This is a genomic window from Hydrogenophilus hirschii (genome assembly GCF_054656675.1).
Window position 1 is genome coordinate 820,001 of sequence record NZ_BAAHXQ010000001.1, and the last position, 19,769, is coordinate 839,769.

Below are 19,769 nucleotides of genomic sequence, written 5' to 3' on the forward strand. Positions count from 1 at the left end.
TAAGTGGGAAACGAAGTGGGAAGGCTAAGACAGCTAGGAGGTTGGCTTAGAAGCAGCCACCCTTTAAAGAAAGCGTAATAGCTCACTAGTCGAGTCGTCCTGCGCGGAAGATGTAACGGGGCTCAAGCCACGAGCCGAAGCTGCGGATGCACACAGCAATGTGTGCGTGGTAGGGGAGCGTTCGGTAAGCCTGCGAAGGTGTGTCGAGAGGCACGCTGGAGGTATCCGAAGTGCGAATGCTGACATGAGTAGCGATAAAAGGGGTGAAAAGCCCCTTCGCCGAAAGCCCAAGGTTTCCGACGCAACGTTCATCGGCGTCGGGTTAGTCGGCCCCTAAGGCGAGGCCGAAAGGCGTAGTCGATGGGAAACGGGTCAATATTCCCGTACCACCTTGCAATGCGATGGGGGGACGAAGAAGGGTAGCGCCGCCAGGTGTTGGACGCCCTGGTCTAAGCCGGTAGTCAGGCTGGGTAGGCAAATCCGCCCGGCAACGACGAGAGGTGACGGGGCGAAGAGCTTCGGTTCTTCGCTAGGCGCGATCCCAAGCTTCCAGGAAAAGCCTCTAAGCTTCAGTTGCAAGGTGACCGTACCGCAAACCGACACAGGTGGGCTGGTGTCAAAGCACCAAGGCGCTTGAGAGAACCCAGCAGAAGGAACTCGGCAAATTGACACCGTAACTTCGGGAGAAGGTGTGCCCCTGAGCGTGTAAGGGCTTGCCCCTGAAGCGCTTGGGGGTCGCAGAGAATCGGGGGCTGCGACTGTTTAATAAAAACACAGCACTCTGCAAACACGGAAGTGGACGTATAGGGTGTGACGCCTGCCCGGTGCCGGAAGGTTAAGTGATGGGGTGCAAGCTCCTGATCGAAGCCCCGGTAAACGGCGGCCGTAACTATAACGGTCCTAAGGTAGCGAAATTCCTTGTCGGGTAAGTTCCGACCTGCACGAATGGCGTAACGGTGGCCCCACTGTCTCCTGCTGGGACTCAGCGAAATTGAAGTGGTTGTGAAGATGCAATCTACCCGCGGCTAGACGGAAAGACCCCATGAACCTTTACTGCAGCTTTGCATTGGACTTTGATGTGGCCTGTGTAGGATAGGTGGGAGGCAAAGAAGCCGAGGCGCCAGCTTCGGTGGAGCCGTCCTTGAAATACCACCCTGGCCCCATCGAGGTTCTAACCGCGGTGGGTGCATCCCCACCCGGGACCGTGCATGGCAGGCAGTTTGACTGGGGCGGTCTCCTCCCAAAAGGTAACGGAGGAGCACGAAGGTACGCTTAGCGCGGTCGGAAATCGCGCTGTACGTGCAAGGGCATAAGCGTGCTTGACTGCAAGGCCCACAAGCCAAGCAGGTGCGAAAGCAGGTCCTAGTGATCCGGTGGTCCCGCATGGAAGGGCCATCGCTCAACGGATAAAAGGTACTCTGGGGATAACAGGCTGATACCGCCCAAGAGTTCACATCGACGGCGGTGTTTGGCACCTCGATGTCGGCTCATCTCATCCTGGGGCTGTAGTCGGTCCCAAGGGTATGGCTGTTCGCCATTTAAAGAGGTACGTGAGCTGGGTTTAAAACGTCGTGAGACAGTTTGGTCCCTATCTGCCGTGGGCGTAGGAAGTTTGAGGGGAGCTGCTCCTAGTACGAGAGGACCGGAGTGGACGCACCTCTGGTGTACCGGTTGTCACGCCAGTGGCACCGCCGGGTAGCTAAGTGCGGAAGAGATAAGCGCTGAAAGCATCTAAGCGCGAAACTCACCCCAAGATGAGACTTCCCGATCAGGGCCGTGGAAGACCACCACGTTGATAGGCGGCATGTGTAAGCGCTGCAAGGCGTTGAGCTGAGCCGTACTAATTGCCCGACCGGCTTGATCCTATGGCCGTAACGCCACATAAACCCACACACACATCACCCAAAACGCACCCCCTACCTAAAACCCACACGCCGTTCCAAAGCGTCACACCAGCTTCGAGTCTGACGACCATAGCGCCTTGGCACCACGCCTTCCCATCCCGAACAGGACCGTGAAACAAGGCAGCGCCGATGATACTGAGGAACACTCCTCGGGAAAGTAGGTCATCGTCAGACTCAACCCAACAACCCAAACCAGTCAAACCCAAACACCAAACGCCCATCCCAAAAGATGGGCGTTTGACGTTTACGCTTCGTGGGCCGGAAAGCCTTCACGTATAATTCATCGCGGTTTTCTTTTTGTTGTGAGGGGCTCGTGCACTACCTATCGACACGTGGTCAAGCACCACAACGACGATTTACCGATATTCTTCTCGAAGGGCTTGCCAGCGACGGTGGCCTTTACGTTCCGGAGTACTATCCGCAATTTTCCCTTGCGGCGCTCGAGCAGATGGCTGTAATGCCGTATGCGGAGTTGGCCTATACCATCCTATCGGCATTTGCGCCCGAAATTCCTTCCGATGATTTGGCGAAACTCGTTTTGGAAACCTATCACGCAGCGCGCTATCCCTATGCGCGGGAATCGGTGCGTGCTGCCCGTGTTGCGCCGCTGACTTGGTTGGAGCCCGGGCGCTTCGGGATTCTCGAGCTTTCGAATGGCCCGACCCTTGCGTTCAAGGATATGGCGATGCAGCTGTTGGGCGCGCTGTTCGAATATGTTCTGACCCAACGCGACACCTATCTCAATATTTTGGGTGCAACCTCCGGTGATACTGGTTCCGCCGCGGAACATGCAATGCGAGGGCGTGCACGCATCCGCGTCTTCATGCTTTCGCCGGCGGGGCGGATGAGCCCGTTTCAACGGGCACAGATGTATAGCCTCCAGGATGAAAACATCCACAACATTGCGATTCGCGGCGCGTTCGACGATGCGCAGGATGTGGTCAAGGCGCTGGGTGCGGATCAGGCATTCAAGTCCCAATACCGTTTGGGCGCGGTCAATTCGATCAACTGGGCACGTATTGCGGCACAGGTGGTCTATTATTTTGCCGGTTACTTCCAGGCTGTCGGTCGCGTCGGCGATCCCATGAGTTTTGCCGTTCCCAGCGGCAATTTTGGCAATATTCTGGCCGGTCATATCGCCCGGATGATGGGGTTGCCGATTGCACAACTCATTTTGGCGACAAACGAAAACAACGTTCTGGACGAATTTTTCCGCACTGGCGTTTATCGCCCCCGCCGATCGGACGAGACTTTTGTCACTTCGAGCCCGTCGATGGACATTTCGAAAGCGTCCAATTTCGAACGGTTCGTTTTCGATCTGGTCGGGCGCGATTCCCAAGCACTCACAACATTGTGGCGTCAATTGGCGGAAAAAGGGGCGTTCGATCTTAAAACGACCCCGTATTGGGCGACGATCGGCCGCTTCGGATTTGTCTCTGGTGCCAACAGCCACGAAGGGCGTGTGGCAACGATCCGCTCGATCTGGAAGCGCTACCGTGTATTGATCGATCCGCACACAGCAGATGGGGTTCGCGTCGCGCAGCAGGTGGCCGATTCCCGCTATCCCGTCGTCGTTCTCGAAACCGCACAACCGGCGAAGTTTGCCGATACGATTCAAGAGGCGGTGGGTTTTGCGCCGCCACGGCCAGCGCCGTTCGAAGGGATCGAAGCGGCGCCGCAGCGAGTGACCGAGTTGCCTGCCGACGCGCAGGCGGTGCGGCGCTATATCGAAGCGCATGCACTGAGGGGACGCGACTAAATTTCGACGTGACGCAATGAGAAATCGATCGCGCGGATGTCTTTGGTCAGACGGCCGATCGAGATGCGATGGACACCGGTTGCGGCAATCTGACGGACGCGTTCGAGATCGACGCCGCCCGACGCTTCGAGCTCCGCGCGGTCTTGCGTGATACGGACCGCTTCTGCCATCTCTTCGAGCGACATGTTGTCGAGCAAAATCATTTTCGCGCCGCAGGCAAGCGCCTCATGAAGTTGCGCGAGCGTTTCTACTTCGATCTGAATGAAGACGTTCGACGGGGCGATTCTCTGAGCCGCTTCCAACGCTTGACGAATACCGCCTGCTGCGATGATGTGGTTTTCTTTGATGAGGATGCCATCATAGAGGCCAATGCGGTGGTTGGTGCCGCCACCTACCTGCACGGCATATTTTTGTGCAAGCCGTAACCCTGGTATGGTTTTGCGCGTATCGACGATTTTTGCCGCGGTGCCTTCCACAGCGCGGCAATAGCGGTGGACTTGCGTGGCGACGCCAGAGAGGAGTTGTAAAAAGTTGAGTGCGGTCCGTTCGGCGGTCAGCAGTGTGCGGGCCCGCGATTCGATTTCGCACACAGGCTGGTTGGGTTCGACACTTTCCCCTTCGCGAACGAACCATAGGATCATCGCTTCGGGTTCGAGCAGCCGAAAGGCGGTTTCGAACCACGCTTGGCCGCAGAGGATCGCGGGTTCCCGGCTGATCAACCGCCCGCGCGCCTCTTTCTCCGGATCGATCAATTTTGCGGTCAGGTCGCCCGATCCGATGTCTTCGGTGAGTGCGGCAGCCACGTTGCGCGCGATTTCGGCCTTGAGGGTATCGGGGTCGATCATTGCGATTCGCTTCCTTTCGTCGATTTGTCGTTGGATTCGGAAGTGGGTGGAACGGGGACGCCAAAGCGGGGCCAGACTTCGTAAGGGGCTTCGAGGCGGCGCAAGAGCAACTCACGGTTCAGGTGCACCAATTGTTCGATCGCTTCGATATCGGCTTCCAGTTTGGGGTGTTGCCAACCTTTTCGGCTGAGGTGCCGCGCCAGGCGCGTCGCCAGCAATACGGTCCGGGTGCGTGGGTTTTCCGCGTTTTGGGGGTTCATCAGTTCTTTCAGTATGGTGGGCAGGTTGAAGCGAGCGATGGCCGCGTCGCGAAGTTCGAGATCGGTAGTGTTGAACACTTTGCGTTGCAGCACCTCGATCGGGTGGTCGGCAAAGCGCTTGCGTAGCGACAGCATCAAGAACATCAATTTGGGGGCAAAGAGCCAGAGGAGAATCTCGTTGATTTCATAAAGAAGCGCTGCAACGGTTACCTCTTCGGCATTGATGTCGCGGCGGAGTACGGCCCAATCGTGCGCATAATGCGCGGCTTTTCGCGCTCGAGCGACGCGGGAGAGTAGCCATTTGAGCGCGACCGGTTGATCGGCAAGGGCGGATTCTACTGTAGGAAGCGCGTGAATTTGGTGCAAAAAGGGTTGGATCCCGAGCATCATCAGCGCGCTGGTGATCGATGTGAGTTCTCGCGTTTCCCCTTTTTTGCTTTGTTGGAGCTGGACCAACGTGCGCAAGGTGAGGAGGGGATCACCGATGACGACCTCGGCCAATTGGTGTAAGTTGATTTCGGTGGCGTGAGTCGCTTCCTCGTCGATCTTGCGTTTCGACTGGCGCAAAAGGGGCAACGTCGGGATTTGACCGCGGAACCAATCTGCCCAGCTTGCCGCGTCGGCAAGCGGTTCTTCGATGCGGGGCGTCATCACGGTTCTCCATCACTTGGATAGCGACCATTATCGCAAAAATTCTGATGAGGATGGGATTCCGGGTAAAATGCGTTGAGCAGAGGTTCACCTAAGGGGCGATGATGGTGCTTTCTGAGTGGCAGAACGATGTGGCGCTGTTGGAACATGCGATTGCCGCCAAATTGATCGCGTTAGGGGTCAACTGGGAGGATGGCGCGGCACTTCACCGCTTGGCACGGGAGATTTTTCATTGTCAGGATCGCGAAACGTTGCACCGTTGTCTCTATTCCACCAAACTGCAGGAACGGGTTTTGGCCGAGTTGGTTGGGCTGAGTCAGTTGATGTTGCACCTCATGGCGCATAGTGCCCAAGAGGGGGTTGAGCTGCACGCTGGCCCCATTTGGAAGGCGTTCGCCCGGGCGTTGTATCAGGAAGGGGAGGCAATGGGGGTATTGTCGGTTTCCCCTCGCAGTTAGTGTTCTATGATGGAGCCGACTTTCGAACGCGCCTTTTGGGCACTGGCTGCAGCGGATCTGGCGCTTTGGCAGCTCGACTTTCCTACCGAACGCGCCATGCTCGACGAGCGCTGGGCGCAATGGGTGGGTTTACCTGCGCAAAAGGGGGAGGGCATCACCCTGACTTTTGCGGCGTGGCGGGTGCGCGTCCATCCTATCGATTGGCCTCGAGTGCGCAAGAGCTTGATCGCGCTCGTCAAAGGGACGAGTGACTATTACTGCGAACGTTATCGAATTCGCACCGAACGCGGCGGGTGGTGTTGGTTGGAGGACCGCGGACGCATCACGCAGCGTGACGAACAAACGGGTCGCGCGCGCATCGGGATCGGCGTTTGTCGCAATGTCACCGATGAGATGGAGCAAGCCGCGTGGAAGGAGCTTCTTTCCGAGGCGGTGATTCGTTCTCCAGTGGCTACGGTGATTTGTGATGCCGAAGATCGGATCATTTGGGTGAATCCGGCTGCCGAGCAGTTGTTTGCACGCCAAGCTGCAGATTTGTTTGGGCAATTTATTCATCGCTTCCTCGAAACTGGTGCCGCAACTACAGGGGAGAAACGTGGGGCGCTGGTTGCGGTTCACACGCAAGACGGTACGACGAGATGGGTGGAGCGCATCGTGACCCCGTTTACGTCGTCGTTGTCGCACGAGCGTTTTTCCGTCTATGTGCTGCATGACATTACGGAGCGCATTGCGCTCGAGCAGCAGTTGCGTCAGTTGGCTTTGACCGACGTGCTCACAGGACTTCCGAACCGCCGTGCGTTCATGGAGCGGGCAGAGGCGCTGTTTGCGCGAATCGTGCGCAGCGCTTTTCACGAGCGTGCGGCGGTGGCGCTGATCGATCTCGACCATTTCAAACGGATCAACGACACCTTCGGCCACAGCGCTGGCGATGCGGTGTTGCGCGATTTCGCCGATCTGTTACGGGCCAATTTTCGCACGATGGATGAGGTGGGACGTTTGGGAGGAGAGGAGTTCGGTGTCGTGATGCCCTTGGTCGTTCTGCACGATCGCCCGACAAACGCGTTCGAGCGGCTGTTGCGCGAGGTTCGTCTGCGTCGCGTGACGTTTTCTGGTCATCACATTCAGTACACCTGTAGCATTGGTGTCACAGAGGTGGGTCCGTCGGATCGTGCGTTCGACGACGTATTGGCCCGGGCCGATCGGGCGCTCTATCAGGCAAAAGCGGAAGGGCGTAACCGTTTGATTTGGCTGGCAGCGGACGAATGACGAAGATCCACTACCACGTTTCCTTTCCCAACCCAGACGATCATCTGATCCATGTGTCGCTCACTTTTTCTGTACCACGCAGTGGCACGGTTTCGCTGTCGTTGCCGGTCTGGATTCCTGGCTCCTACCTGGTCCGTGAGTTTGCCCGTCATCTGAGGGCCCTTTCTGTGACGGTGACGTCGAAAACAGGTAGCGTACGCCATGGATTCGCTGAAAAGGTAGCCAAAAACCGCTGGTCGATCACCCGTTTGGCTGCGGGCGATCTCGCTACCGTCCGCTATACCGTATGGGCGTACGATCTTTCGGTGCGTGAGGCGTTTTTGAGCGGTGACCGTGCGTTGCTCAACGGTACCAGTCTTTTCGTCGTTCCTGAGTGGGCTTTGGACGAACCGTGCCGCCTCACACTCACAGCGGTCGCTTCGCACCCCGAATGGACGGTGGCGACAACCTTGCAACCAGAGGCGGTCGATGCGCGGGGTTTCGGTACGTACACAGCGCGAAATTACCACGAATTGGTCGATACGCCGGTGACTATCGGGCCTATGCACCGAATCGGCTTCACGGTAGCGGGCGTCGCGCATGAAGTGGTCTGCACCGGCGCGTCGTTGCGCTTCGACGCAGCTCGACTCCTTGCCGATCTGAAGCGAATTTGTCAAGCGCAGGCCGATTTTTTCGGTACCGTCCCTTTTTCGCGTTACCTTTTCCACCTCCACCTCACCGACGACGGCTACGGTGGACTGGAACACCGCTCCAGTTCGGTTTTGCTGGCCGCGCGCACTGATTTGCCCTGGCCGGGCATGACGGAACCGCATTCGGATTACCTCAAGCTCCTTGGGTTGTTCAGCCATGAGTATTTCCATGCATGGGTGGTGAAGCGGTTGCGGCCGCGCACCTACCAGACGTATGACTATTTCCGCGAACAGCCGACGCACTTGCTCTGGCTTTTCGAGGGATGGACCGCCTATTACGACAACCTCTTTTTGCGCCGTGCCGGTGTCATCGACGAAACGGCTTACCTGCGTCTGTTGTCGGACGATCTGACGCGTGTGCTAAACAATCCGGGTAACCAGGTACAGCCGCTTGCTGAGGCGTCGTTCGACGCTTGGATCAAGCTCTATCGCCCCCATGCGCACAGCGCAAGCCTTTTTGCGAATTACTATACGTTGGGTGCGATCGTAGCTTGTGCGCTCGATTGGCAATTGCGCCTTCGCGGGAGTTCGCTCGACGCGGTGCTGCTTGAGTTGTGGCACCGATACGGTCTGAATGAGCAGGGCGTTTCCGAGAGCTATGCTCGAAACTGGTGTACGGAGTGATTGAAAAGGGCGGCGTACTCTGCTGAAATCGGTTTTACCGAACTGATGAACAGCAAAGGAGCACGCCACCATGAGTAAAGATAACATCGTTTCTTTGTTGATGCCAGGGGGTATCGAGGACTCGTTGACGGAGTTGCTGCGCAATGGCGCCAGGCGACTGATTCAGCAAGCGATCGAGGCGGAGCTGGCCGAGATGCTGGCAAAGTATGAGGGGCAGACAGACGAACAGGGGCGCCGTGCGGTGGTTCGCAATGGTTATCTGCCGGAGCGGGAAATTCTGACCGGCGTAGGACCGGTAACGGTGAAGGTGCCGAAGGTGCGCAGCCGTGGGAAGGAATCGGTGGTATTTCGCTCCTCACTGGTGCCGCCGTATGTGCGCAAAGCCCGTCGGGTGGAGGCCGCTCTGCCGTGGCTCTACCTGAAGGGCATCTCGACCGGCCAGATGAAAGAGGCCCTGGAGGTGCTCGTCGGCCCCGAGGCAAAAGGGCTGTCTGCTTCGGTGATTGGCCGCCTGAAACGGGAGTGGGAAGCGGAATATACCGAATGGTGCCAGCGGGACATGAGAGGGGTGCGCTGGGTTTATTGGTGGGCAGACGCCATCTACAGCGGCCTGAGGGCCGAGGGCCAGAAGCTGTGCGCCCTGGTGATCATCGGCGTCAACGAATGGGGCGAGAAACATTTTCTGACCATCGAGGATGGCATTCGGGAATCGACCCAGAGCTGGCGGGAGGTGCTGCTGGGGCTGAAGCAGCGCGGCCTTGATGTGCCGCCGAAACTGGCAGTAGGCGACGGCGCCTTGGGCTTCTGGGCGGCGCTCGAGGAAGTGTATCCCGAAACCCGTCACCAGCGCTGCTGGGTGCACAAGACGGCCAACGTACTGAACTACCTGCCCAAAGCCGTTCAGCCCAAGGTCAAGAAAGCCTTGCAGGAGATCTGGATGGCCGAAGACCGGGCATCAGCCCACAAGGCCTTCGACCATTTCGTTGCGACATACCAAGCCAAATACGCGAAGGCGGTGACCTGCCTGGAAAAGGACCGGGAGGCCCTTCTGGCCTTCTACGACTTTCCGGCCGAACACTGGGTGCATATTCGCACGACCAATCCCATTGAGTCGGCCTTTGCCACGATTCGCCACCGGAGTGACCAGGCCAAAGGCTGCGTGAGCCGAAACACCCTGCTGGCAACGTTGTACAAACTGGGAATGAGCGCACAGAAACGCTGGCGGCGGATACGAGGGTTCAACTACCTTGCCAAGGTTGTCGAAGGAGTAAAGTTCAGGGACGGAGTGGAAGTCAATGACAAACGCGAAACCGACGAAAGCAGGAACGCCGCCTGATCAGGTCATACACCAGATTTGACTATAGCTCCGTTTCCGAACGTGAGATCTTTGCTGCGGTAGCGCACCATGGCGGTCCGCGGTTAGCGCGCTGGCTTGCGCAGCAGGTTGCAACCGCACAGTCCGAGCCCCTCACGGAGCTTATCCATCGCATGGGGCTTGACGTCGAGATCGAACGCGATACGCTGCCGGACCTGGGGGTGCGCTGGGACGAGCGCGAGCGCAACGCGGGGCGTCTGCTGGTCGCGCAGGTCCTAGCGGGGGGTGCTGGCGAACGGGCTGGTTTGGCGCCGCGCGATGAGGTGATCGCGCTGGAGCGGATCCGGGTAACCCCCAGTAACTGGGAGACGCAGTTGCGTCGTTACCGCCCAAGGGATTCGGTGCTATTCCATTTTTTCCGAGAAGGTGTGTTGCGCGAATGCCGCGTCACATTGGACGAACCTGCGGTCAAGGCGGTTCGGTTGACGATGAAGCGCCGTATTACCCACTCGGTTGCCGCGCGCCGCTGTGCCTGGTTGTGTACGACACTAGAAAGGAACGACGCGCTTGAAACGGGAACTCAGGAAAGCGACGGCCGAATGACGCCGACCACGACCCCTTCAAGCGCGAATTGATGGCGCGTCGGGTCGATGCGGATCGGGGCGTAATCGGGATTTTCTGGGTGCAGTTCGATCGTTTCGGGAGCGCGGCGAACCAGACGTTTGACGGTAACCTCGTCGTCGATACGCGCGACGACGATCGCCCCTGACGGCGCTTCCGGGGTTTGCCGGACGGCGACGAGGTCGCCGGGGAGGATCCCCGCATGGATCATACTGTCACCGACCACGCGCAACAGGTAGTCGGCGCGGGGACGAAACGCGGTAGGTGCGATGGGGTGGTACGCTTCGATATGGGGTGTCGCGAGGATCGGGGCGCCCGCAGCGACCTTGCCGATTACGGGCAACCCGGTTTCACCGTGGGTGTTCGCTGCTTCGCACGCTGCGGGTGAAGCAGTACCCCCGCGTTCGGAGTTCAGCACCGCGTCTGCGGCAACCAGAAGACGAATCCCGCGGGCGCGACCACGGTCGATTGCAATCAACCCTTTTTCAGCGAGGGCTTGCAAATGGCACTGCGCCGCGTTGGGCGAGCGAAAGCCGAATGCTGCACACAGTTCCTGCCGTGTGGGCGGTCGACCGTGTTCGCTGTGAAAGCGGGTGAGGAAGCGTAGGATCGCCTCTTGCCGCGGAGTGAGAAACGCTCGGCTCATGTTGGTAATTGTAGCAGAGCTGATACAATCGTTCGAATGGTTTGGGAGAAAAGCGATGCGGGTAACGAAAGATACGGTGGTCACCCTCAAATATCGGGTGCTCGATACCGACGGGAATGTGATCGACGACGGAAAGGAGCCGTTGGTCTATTTGCACGGTGGTTATGACGGCATCTTTCCCCGGCTTGAGGAGTTGATCCACGACAAAGCCGTTGGCGAGAAATTCACCGTGAAATTGCAACCCGAAGAGGCGTTCGGCGATTACGACGAAAACCTGGTCTTGGTGGAAGATGCTTCGCTTTTCCCAGAAAACATCGAAGTGGGGATGGCATTCGAGCGGGTCACCGAAGCGGGTGAAGAAGATGTGATCTATCGGATTACCGATATCGCCGAAGGCAAGGTGGTGATCGACGGTAACCATCCCCTTGCCGGGCAGGCGCTGGTCTTCGAAGTCGAGATTGCGGCGGTGCGCCCCGCCACTGCAGAAGAGCGCGCGCACGGCCATCCGCACGAAGGCTAAGGACGCCCGCCAGAGGGGGAGGAGATGAAGGTTCTGGTGGTGGAGGATACGGCAACGACCGCAGCGGTGCTGGTCCGTCATCTCGAGGCGCTCGGTTTTGACGCGATCGTTGCCAAAAACGGGGAAGACGGGGTGGATGCGTTCGTCCGCGAGCGCCCCGATATCGTGCTCCTCGATATCCTGTTGCCGGGAATCGACGGGATCGAGGTGGTGCGCCGGATTCGCGCGCAGGAGCGCGACGGGGAGTGGACCCCGGTGATCTATCTGTCGGCGAAAAACGACGACGCTGCGATCGAAGCGGGGCTCTCTGCAGGCGGCGACGACTACCTGACGAAACCGATCTCTCCGGTTGTGCTCACCGCGAAATTACGTGCGATGCAGCGCTTGGCGCAAGCGCAAAAAAGCCTGCTGCTTTTGACGCAGCGGCTCGACGAGGCGAATCGCCGTTTGCAAGAAATGGTTCATGTCGATGGGCTCACCGGGGTGGCGAACCGGCGCGCGTTCGACGCGCGGCTTTCCGAGGAGTGGCGACGCTGCGCGCGGCTCGAAAAACCGCTGACATTGCTGCTTTTCGATATCGATTACTTCAAACGGTACAACGATTCACGGGGTCATTTGGGCGGCGACGATGCGTTGAAACGGGTCGCACAGGCGCTCTCGGGTGCGTTGCAGCGTCCTGGGGACCTTTTGGCACGGTATGGCGGGGAGGAGTTCGCAGCGGTGTTACCCGAGGTCGACGACGAAGGGGGCAAAATCGTAGCCGAGCGGATGCGGGCTGCGGTGGCCGCGCTTCGTATTCCGCACCCCGATTCCCCGATTGGGCGGTCGATCACGGTATCGGTCGGCGGCGCGAGCGCGTTGCCCGGGAAAACCGCTAGAGTCGATTCACCTGCGTTGCTGCTCGACCTTGCCGATCGCGCACTCTACCGTGCCAAGGCAGCGGGACGCAACCGCGCCGTGGTGTTACCCGCCGCAATGCTTACCGGGTCAGAAGTGGTCGCGCCAGGCGCGTAGGAGCCGAAAGCGTTCAAGCGGCGTCGTCGCTATCGTGCCGAAGTGTTCGGACAACCGCTCGCCAATCGTTTTGCGCTCGACTCGGAAGAACGGATTGACCGCTTTTTCCCGTCCGATCGTCGAAGGGAGCGTCGGTTTGTTTGCTGCGCGCCGCGATTCGCACCACGCGCGATAGTCGCGAATCGCATCGTTGTCGGGTTCGACGCATTCGGCAAAAGCCAAGTTTTTCAAGGTATATTCGTGGGCGCTACAGACTGCGGTGTCATCCGGCAGGGCTTTGAGGCGTTCGAGCGACGCGAAAAGTTGCTCGGCCGTGCCTTCGAAGAGGCGACCGCACCCCGCGGAAAAGAGGGTGTCGCCGCAAAAGAGCCATCCGTTGCCATAATAGGCGATGTGCCCGCGGGTGTGCCCAGGCACCGCGATCACGGTGAATGCGATCGGCAAATCGCCCGGCGAATCGATGACTTCGTCACCGTGTAGCGGCATGTCGCAGCGTGGTAAAGGTTCGTTTGCCGGGCCGAAAATCGTCGCTCCCGTCTCCTTGGCCAATTCGACTGCGCCGCCAGTGTGGTCGGCGTGGTGGTGGGTGATCAATATCGCTTTCAGCGTCACGTTTCGTTCCGCCAACCAGCGGCGTACCGGTTGCGCGTCGCCCGGGGCGACCGCGAGTGCGCTTCGACCGTCATGTACAATCCAGACATAGTTGTCGGTAAATGCCGGAATGGGGACCAGTTGCAGATCGTGTGCCATGGATGAATCTCCTCAAGCGCAATTGGCGCAGTGGTTTGCGTCGCCGCCTGGCGTACGGGTCTGTGAATGGCTCCAGGCTCAGTTGCCTACGTTTTTGACCGATGCAGTGGGATTTTACGCGATTCAGCTGGGGCCGTTGCCGTTCGACGCGCTGGCGTTGTGCCGCGTGCGTTGGGGGTGGTGTGTCGCACCAGCGGGGGCGGCGGTATGCGCCGAGTACGAACAACTGCCGTTTGCCAGCGATTCGCTCGATTGTGTCCTGGCACCGTTCGTCTGGTCGGTGGCGCACGATCCTTTCGCGGTTTTGCGTGAGATCGATCGCGTGTTGGTTCCCGAAGGGCGGCTCTATTGGGTAGCGTTCAATCCCTGGTCCCCGTGGCGCTTGAGTGGGTGGTTGCCGCGGTTGCCGACGGTTTCGGTGCACCGCTTGCGCGACCACCTGCGGGTGTTGGGTTTCGAAACGCGGTTGGGGCGCTTCGGTGTCTATCTCCCACGGGCGCGGCACGCGCGTTGGGCGCAGCGCTGGGAATGGGCCGGGGATCGCTGGTTTCCTGCGCTGGGTTCGGTCTATCTCGTCGAAGCGATCAAGCGGGTGGCCGGTGTGCGTCTGATCGAACCCAATTGGCGGCAAAAGCTGCAGCTACGCGCGACACGCCTGGCGGCTCGGCGCCCCGTTTCGACCGTCAACCAGACGGGAGCACGTGATGGATGATTCCGTGATCATCTATACCGATGGTGCCTGCTCCGGTAACCCGGGGCCGGGTGGGTGGGGTGCAGTGTTGCGTTGGCGCGGGGTCGAGCGGCAACTCTCAGGGAGCGAGGCGCATACCACCAACAACCGAATGGAGTTGCAGGCGGTGATCGCCGCGCTCGAAGCGCTCAAACGCCCCGTTCCGGTGACGCTCTATACCGATAGCCAGTACGTGCAGAAAGGGGTCACCGAATGGTTACCGCGCTGGAAAGCGCGGCAGTGGTGTACTGCTTCGGGAAATGTCGTGGCCAATCGCGATCTTTGGGAGCGGCTCGATCACTTGGCTACGCAACTGCCGATTACCTGGTGCTGGGTGAAGGGGCACGACGGCAACGAGGGAAACGAGTTGGCGGATCGGTTGGCGCGCCAAGCGATCGCGGCAATGCAAAAAAGCAAGGACGATAGAGGGTGAGGCTATGCAGCGGATCGTGACGTTGGACACGGAAACGACCGGGCTCGATTGGAAGCGCGGTGACCGGGTGATCGAGATCGGCGCGGTCGAGATCGTTGGTCGCCAGCTCACGGGGCGCCATTTCCACGAATTCCTCAATCCGGAGCGGGAGATCGACGCCGGTGCGATTGCGGTCCATGGGATTACCGCCGAGTTCCTCGCGGACAAACCGAAGTTTGCGGAAGTTGCGCCCGCTTTACTCGACTTTTTGCGCGATGCGGTGGTGGTGATTCACAACGCATCGTTCGATTTGGGTTTCCTCAACGCCGAACTGCGGCGTGTGGGGTTGGAGATCACGGTCGAGACGGTTGCCGCCGAGATCGTCGATACCCTCAAGCTGGCGAAGACGAACGACCCGACGAAGCGTGCGTCACTCGACGCGTTGTGCGAACGCTACGGAATCGACAATCAGCACCGGACGCTACACGGCGCGCTCTTGGACGCAGAGCTCTTGGCCGAAGTCTATCTGGCGATGACACGGGGCCAAGAGTCGCTGCTGATCGACGCGATCGGTGATGCACAGGGGGCGCCCAGCATTGCGACGCAGTGGCAACGACCCGCCACTTTGGTTCTTGCCAAAGTGACCGTTGCTCCGGACGAATTGGCAGCGCATGAAGCGATCCTCGATGAGATCGACAAAGCCAGTAACGGTCAAACCGTGTGGCGTGCCCAATTGACACCCGTCGTCCCCGCTTCCTAACGTCAGAAATGGGGCTGTTGGGTATGGGATAGGAGCTCGTGCAGACGCTCGAGTAGGTCCACGGCTTCGGCAAGCGGAAGCGTTTTCGGGTCTTTTTCGGCCAACGGTACGAGCCACTCTGGCCATTCCGGGGGCTGCTGCGGTGCAGAGGCGGAGTTGGGTTCCGGTACGATCGCGTCGCTCGCGTCAAAGAGGGAAAGTTGCCCCGGTGGCGCATGGTGACGTTGCCGCTCCAACGCTGCGAGCACGCGTCGCGCTGTGGTAAGGGCCTCACGAGGAAGACCGGCCAGTGCCGCTACGTGCAGTCCGTAGCTTTGGCTGGTAGGACCTTCGCGCACTTCGTGCAAAAACACGATCCGCCCGCCATATTCGGCAGCGGCGACATGGACGTTGGCACATGCCGAGAGGGTTTCGGCCAACTCCGTCAGTTCGAAGTAGTGGGTGGAAAAGAGCGTGAGGGAACGGTTCTTTTCGTGCAGGTGCCAAGCGATTGCGTGCGCGAGCGCCATACCGTCGAACGTCGACGTGCCACGCCCCACTTCGTCCATCAAAACCAAGCTATGGGGTCCGGCATGGCGCAAGATGTACGCCGCTTCACTCATTTCGACCATGAAGGTGGAGCGTCCGGAAGCGAGGTCGTCCGAGGCGCCGATGCGGGTGTAGATCGCGTCGATGGGACCGATCGTCGCCGCTTTCGCCGGGACGAAACTGCCGACGTGCGCAAGGAGCGTTGCGAGCGCCACGGCTCGCATATAGGTCGATTTTCCCCCCATATTGGGGCCGGTGATGAGGAGCAAACGCCGCGCCTCACCGTCCAGCTGGAGGTCGTTGGGGATGAAGCGGTCGACTTGCCGTTCCACCACCGGATGGCGTAGGGCTTGAAACGAGAGCGTGGGTGTGTCGACGAAGGTCGGCGGATGCCAATCGAAGGTTTCCGCAGCGTGGGCAAGCGAAAGCAGCGCGTCGAGCTCGGCGAGTGCCGCAGCGGCTTTTTGCAGCGCGGGCACGAACGGTTTGAGCCAGTCGATCAAAGCCGCGTAGAGTGAGCGTTCGCGTGCGAGCGCCTGTTCTTGGGCGGCGAGTGCGCGTTCTTCGAACGCTTTCAACTCCGGGGTGATGAAGCGTTCGGCGTTTTTGAGCGTCTGTCGCCGCCGGTACGATGCCGGGACTTTGTCGAGGTGGCTTTTGCTGACCTCGATGTAGTAGCCATGGACTTGGTTGAATTCCACTTTCAGGTTGGGAATACCGGTGCGTTCCCGTTCCTGGGCTTCCAACGCCAGCAGAAAGGCTCCACTGTCGGCACGCAACGCGCGCAGTTCGTCGAGTTCTGCGTCGTACCCCGGTGCAAAGATGCCGCCATCGCGCGCAAGGAGCGGCGGGTCGGCAACGAGCGCGGCATTCAGTTTCGCGACGAGTTCGTTGGGTAGTGGCAGCGCTTCGAGGGTGCGCGCAAAGATCGGGTCGGCTTCCGCAGTGGGGAGAAGCGCAACGAGGTGCGCGACTGGCTCAGCTGCGTCCCGCACCGCGGCGAGTTCTTTCGGCCGAACGGATCCCAGCGCGATGCGGGTGGCTATCCGCTCCAGGTCGGCAATCCGCCGCAGGCATTCGTTCGCCCTTTGCCGCAGTGGTGCGTCGTTACGCCAAAACGCGATCAGTGTCTGTCGCCGTAAGATCTCAGAGCGGTTTCGTAGTGGGTGGTGCAGCGCGTGCCGCAGCCAACGGCTCCCCATCGCGGTTTGGGTGAAATCCAACGTCGACAGCAGGGTGGGGGACGCTTCCCCCCGCAACGTTTCGGTCAATTCCAAATTGCGGCGCGTGGTGGGGTCGAGCGCGAGGTACTGCTCCGTGGTTTCCCGCGCCAAGGTCGTGATGTGCAGCAACGCTGTTTTCTGGGTTTCCGCGACAAAAGCGAGCGCCACCCCCGCCGCGGTGATCGCAAGCGGCGTTTCTTCGGGTGAGAAACCAAACGCAGCAAGGTCGGCAACGCCAAAATGTTCCGTCAAAGTAGCGAACGCGCGCGTGACGTGGAATCGCCACGGGGGAAGGGGGCGAACGGCAGTCGCCGGGGTGACGGGTAGTGTGCAATCGTCGGGGAACAACAATTCGGCGGGTTGCAGGCGTTCGAGGTGCGATTCCAGGGTCGCTTCCAAACATTCGAACGCGGCGAACCGACCGGAAGAGAGGGTGAGCACGGCAATCCCCCAACGGGATCGGTTGCGTCCTTTTCCTGGCGCGAGCGCGACGACCGGGGCGTCGCGCCGTTCGTCGAGCAAACCGGCCTCGGTTAAGGTTCCTGCAGTGACGATCCGAGTGACTGCACGGGTCATCGGCCCTTTGGCGTTTGGGTCGCCGAACTGTTCGGCGATTGCGACGACGTAACCGGCGCGAACCAGCCGCGCCAGGTAGTTTTCGAGCGCATGGTAGGGGATGCCGGCCATCGGGATCGGTTCCCCAGCCGACTGGCCTCGCGTCGTCAAAGTGAGATCGAGCACACGGGCTGCAGTTGCGGCGTCCTCGTAGAAGAGCTCGTAAAAGTCCCCCATACGAAAGAGCAACAGCGCATCCGGATGCTGCGCCTTGAGTTCGAGGTACTGCCGCATCATCGGCGTGTGTGCTGCCAATGGGGCGTCAGGACGCTTTGGCGCGGTGTTCATGGGTGAAAAAATCCCCAGTTGGCAACTTGGGTGCTTGTGCGGTGCCCGCCATGCGAACTAGCGGCCTGATCCCATGCGACTTTTTCTAAGTTATTGATTTTTATATATTTCATAATGTGGTCAAAATTGATGCGATCTGTTCGTTGCCGCTTGCTTTCGCCTTTTGTTCGCGTTTTCGGCAAATGTTCCACAAAATTATCCACAGTTTTTGTGGACAGCGAAACCTTCCTCAGGAGCGGTGGGCAAGTTGTTTCTGGATCTCCGCAACAAGCGCTGCGAAAACCTTGGGGTTGCCGGCAACAACCGCCCCAGTTTCCAGAAAATGTTCGGTGCCTTGCCAATCGGTCACAAAACCTCCGGCCTCCTGAACGATCAGCGCTCCAGCCGCGATGTCCCACGGGCTGAGCCCGGATTCGAAGAAACCGTCGTAACGGCCGCACGCCACGTAGCAAAGATCGAGCGACGCTGCGCCCGGTCGGCGCAATCCTGCAGTTTTGCGCATCAAAGCTTTAAAGATGGCCAAATAGGTGTCGAGATCCTGTCCTTGTCGAAACGGGAAACCGGTGCCGATCAGCGCGTCGCTCAAGCGGTCAAGCCGGCTGACCCGGATGCGCCGTTCGTTGAGGTAAGCGCCGCTCCCGCGCGAGGCGCAGAAGAGTTCGTTGCGGCTCGGATCGAACACGACCGCGTGTTCGAGCACGCCATGGCGACGCACCGCGATCGAGATCGCGAACTGCGGCAAGCCGTGGATGAAATTGGTAGTCCCGTCCAGCGGATCGATGATCCATTCGTTGCCTTTCGATTCCGCTCCGGAAGCGCCCGACTCCTCCGCCAAGATGCGGTCGTCCGGGAAAACTTCGCGGATCGTTTCGATGATCGCGGTTTCGGCAGCGCGATCGATCTCGGTGACGAAGTCGTTCTGTGCTTTGCGTTCGATGGTCAACCGCTCCAGTTGCAAAGCGGCACGGTTGATGATTTGTGCCGCGCGGCGCGCGGCTTTGATCGCGATGTTGAGCGTCGGGTGAACGATCATGAGTGTGGCGTCCTTCTCGAAAAGCGTGAGACAATCACGGTGCAGAAACAAAAGGGGATTTTAGCAGGTGCGCGATCGCGTCGATTTCGTTCTGGTTCGACCCCAACACCCTGGCAATATCGGCGCCGCGGCGCGTGCGCTCAAAACGATGGGTTTCTCCCGATTGGTTTTGGTGGCGCCGCTCGCGGATCCGTGCGATCCCACGGCCATTGCGCGGGCAAGTGGCGCAACTGACCTTTTGGCTCAGGCACGGGTAGTCGATACGTTGGACGCAGCGCTTGCCGATACGGTGTTTGCGGCGGCATTCACGGCGCGTTCGCGCGAATACGTGGTCGATTTTCGGACGCCAGAGACACTCTCCCAAGAGGTGCGCGCCCTCTTGGAGGACAACCCAGCGGTGCGCGTCGCACTGGTTTTCGGCAACGAAGCCCATGGACTGCGCAACGACGAAGTCTGGCGCTGTTCCGTACCGGTGGCGATTCCGGCAAATCCCGAATATTCCTCGCTCAATCTCGCAGCGGCGGTGCAAATTGCCGCCTATGTGCTGGCGCAAAGGCTATCGGATGCTGACGGCGCGCGTTCACTCCCGGTTGCCGTAGTGCCCGATCCCGATACGGTACCGTGCACCCTGGCCGAAATCGAGGGGGTTGTTGCCCATTTTTTGGAAGTTGCCGCCGCGATCGATTTTTATGATCCGAAAACACCCAAAAGACTCGAAGCGCGGCTGCGGCGCTGGTTGCAGCGTTCGCGCCTGGAGCGCGCCGAAGCCAACATCCTGCGTGGTTTTTTGAAAGCGTGTGCGCGCAGGCTGAACGAAAATCAGACGGTATAATTGACTGTTTTGGTCAACATTTGAGT

18 protein-coding genes and 2 rRNA genes (1 of these 20 cut by a window edge) are annotated in these 19,769 nt (G+C 59.5%); 14 read left to right on the top strand and 6 right to left on the bottom strand.

Going from position 1 to position 19,769, the window contains the following annotated elements:
• The 3 genes from ACYQ4Z_RS04060 to thrC all read left to right on the top strand — a co-directional run.
• Positions 1–1,865, top strand: a 23S ribosomal RNA gene (locus tag ACYQ4Z_RS04060); it begins 1,009 nt to the left of the window's first position.
• A gap of 98 nt (positions 1,866–1,963) precedes the next feature.
• Positions 1,964–2,078: ribosomal RNA gene (gene rrf, locus ACYQ4Z_RS04065) — 5S ribosomal RNA — on the top strand.
• Positions 2,079–2,217: 139 nt separating this feature from the next.
• Positions 2,218–3,663, top strand: a complete 1,446-nt coding sequence (thrC, locus tag ACYQ4Z_RS04070) for a threonine synthase (RefSeq protein WP_438438917.1) — start codon at positions 2,218–2,220, stop codon at positions 3,661–3,663.
• On the opposite strand, the gene nadC is transcribed toward thrC, so the two are convergent.
• The gene (nadC, locus tag ACYQ4Z_RS04075) at positions 3,660–4,508 is read right to left on the bottom strand and encodes a carboxylating nicotinate-nucleotide diphosphorylase (RefSeq protein ID WP_459860123.1); all 849 of its coding nucleotides are present in this window, start codon (positions 4,506–4,508) and stop codon (positions 3,660–3,662) included. The two genes, thrC and nadC, sit on opposite strands and share 4 nt — an antisense overlap.
• Positions 4,505–5,419: an HDOD domain-containing protein gene (locus ACYQ4Z_RS04080; protein WP_459860124.1), complete on the bottom strand. Its 915-nt coding sequence runs from the start codon at positions 5,417–5,419 to the stop codon at positions 4,505–4,507. Before ACYQ4Z_RS04080 ends, nadC begins: the two co-directional genes overlap by 4 nt.
• A gap of 101 nt (positions 5,420–5,520) precedes the next feature.
• Here ACYQ4Z_RS04080 and ACYQ4Z_RS04085 point away from each other — a divergent pair, with 101 nt between their 5' ends.
• From ACYQ4Z_RS04085 to ACYQ4Z_RS04105, 5 genes are all read left to right on the top strand, one after another.
• Entirely contained in the window at positions 5,521–5,877 is a 357-nt protein-coding gene (locus ACYQ4Z_RS04085; RefSeq protein ID WP_145981791.1) for a hypothetical protein, read from the top strand.
• A gap of 6 nt (positions 5,878–5,883) precedes the next feature.
• The gene (locus tag ACYQ4Z_RS04090; protein WP_459860125.1) at positions 5,884–7,143 is read left to right on the top strand and encodes a sensor domain-containing diguanylate cyclase; all 1,260 of its coding nucleotides are present in this window, start codon (positions 5,884–5,886) and stop codon (positions 7,141–7,143) included.
• Positions 7,140–8,456, top strand: coding sequence for a M61 family metallopeptidase (locus tag ACYQ4Z_RS04095; RefSeq protein WP_459860127.1), 1,317 nt, complete (start codon positions 7,140–7,142; stop codon positions 8,454–8,456). The genes ACYQ4Z_RS04090 and ACYQ4Z_RS04095 overlap by 4 nt, the downstream gene beginning before the upstream one ends.
• Before the next feature lie 70 nt (positions 8,457–8,526).
• Positions 8,527–9,792, top strand: a complete 1,266-nt coding sequence (locus tag ACYQ4Z_RS04100) for an IS256 family transposase (protein ID WP_287683922.1) — start codon at positions 8,527–8,529, stop codon at positions 9,790–9,792.
• 152 nt (positions 9,793–9,944) lie between these two features.
• Positions 9,945–10,406 (top strand): hypothetical protein, encoded by a 462-nt coding sequence (locus tag ACYQ4Z_RS04105; RefSeq protein ID WP_459860128.1) that lies wholly within the window; start codon positions 9,945–9,947, stop codon positions 10,404–10,406.
• Here ACYQ4Z_RS04105 and lexA read toward each other — a convergent pair.
• The gene (gene lexA, locus ACYQ4Z_RS04110) at positions 10,352–11,038 is read right to left on the bottom strand and encodes a transcriptional repressor LexA (protein ID WP_459860129.1); all 687 of its coding nucleotides are present in this window, start codon (positions 11,036–11,038) and stop codon (positions 10,352–10,354) included. The genes ACYQ4Z_RS04105 and lexA overlap by 55 nt on opposite strands.
• 55 nt (positions 11,039–11,093) lie before the next feature.
• On the opposite strand from lexA, the gene ACYQ4Z_RS04115 reads away from it, so the two are divergent.
• Positions 11,094–11,558: an FKBP-type peptidyl-prolyl cis-trans isomerase gene (locus tag ACYQ4Z_RS04115; protein WP_219973262.1), complete on the top strand. Its 465-nt coding sequence runs from the start codon at positions 11,094–11,096 to the stop codon at positions 11,556–11,558.
• Positions 11,559–11,582: 24 nt separating this feature from the next.
• Positions 11,583–12,572, top strand: coding sequence for a diguanylate cyclase domain-containing protein (locus ACYQ4Z_RS04120; protein ID WP_219973261.1), 990 nt, complete (start codon positions 11,583–11,585; stop codon positions 12,570–12,572).
• Here ACYQ4Z_RS04120 and gloB read toward each other — a convergent pair.
• The gene (gene gloB, locus ACYQ4Z_RS04125; RefSeq protein ID WP_459860130.1) at positions 12,546–13,322 is read right to left on the bottom strand and encodes a hydroxyacylglutathione hydrolase; all 777 of its coding nucleotides are present in this window, start codon (positions 13,320–13,322) and stop codon (positions 12,546–12,548) included. The genes ACYQ4Z_RS04120 and gloB overlap by 27 nt on opposite strands.
• Here gloB and ACYQ4Z_RS04130 point away from each other — a divergent pair.
• Genes ACYQ4Z_RS04130 through dnaQ form a run of 3 tightly spaced genes read left to right on the top strand, consistent with a single transcriptional unit; the run spans position 13,321 to position 15,224 of the window.
• The gene (locus tag ACYQ4Z_RS04130) at positions 13,321–14,034 is read left to right on the top strand and encodes a class I SAM-dependent methyltransferase (RefSeq protein ID WP_438438926.1); all 714 of its coding nucleotides are present in this window, start codon (positions 13,321–13,323) and stop codon (positions 14,032–14,034) included. The genes gloB and ACYQ4Z_RS04130 overlap by 2 nt on opposite strands.
• Positions 14,027–14,485: a ribonuclease HI gene (rnhA, locus tag ACYQ4Z_RS04135; RefSeq protein WP_219973258.1), complete on the top strand. Its 459-nt coding sequence runs from the start codon at positions 14,027–14,029 to the stop codon at positions 14,483–14,485. Before ACYQ4Z_RS04130 ends, rnhA begins: the two co-directional genes overlap by 8 nt.
• A gap of 4 nt (positions 14,486–14,489) precedes the next feature.
• A complete protein-coding gene (gene dnaQ, locus ACYQ4Z_RS04140; protein ID WP_459860131.1) occupies positions 14,490–15,224 on the top strand; it encodes a DNA polymerase III subunit epsilon in 735 nt (244 codons plus the stop codon).
• A gap of 2 nt (positions 15,225–15,226) precedes the next feature.
• Here the strand turns inward: dnaQ and mutS are convergent, their stop codons facing one another.
• Together mutS and ACYQ4Z_RS04150 are read right to left on the bottom strand one after the other, a co-directional pair.
• A complete protein-coding gene (mutS, locus tag ACYQ4Z_RS04145; protein ID WP_459860132.1) occupies positions 15,227–17,878 on the bottom strand; it encodes a DNA mismatch repair protein MutS in 2,652 nt (883 codons plus the stop codon).
• A 229-nt stretch (positions 17,879–18,107) separates the two neighbouring features.
• Complete coding sequence (locus ACYQ4Z_RS04150; RefSeq protein WP_219973255.1) at positions 18,108–18,911, bottom strand: inositol monophosphatase family protein; 804 nt, start codon at positions 18,909–18,911, stop codon at positions 18,108–18,110.
• A 67-nt stretch (positions 18,912–18,978) separates the two neighbouring features.
• On the opposite strand from ACYQ4Z_RS04150, the gene ACYQ4Z_RS04155 reads away from it, so the two are divergent.
• On the top strand, positions 18,979–19,743 hold the full coding sequence (locus ACYQ4Z_RS04155) for an RNA methyltransferase (protein ID WP_219973253.1): 765 nt from the start codon (positions 18,979–18,981) through the stop codon (positions 19,741–19,743).
• The last annotated feature ends 26 nt before the right edge of the window (positions 19,744–19,769 follow it).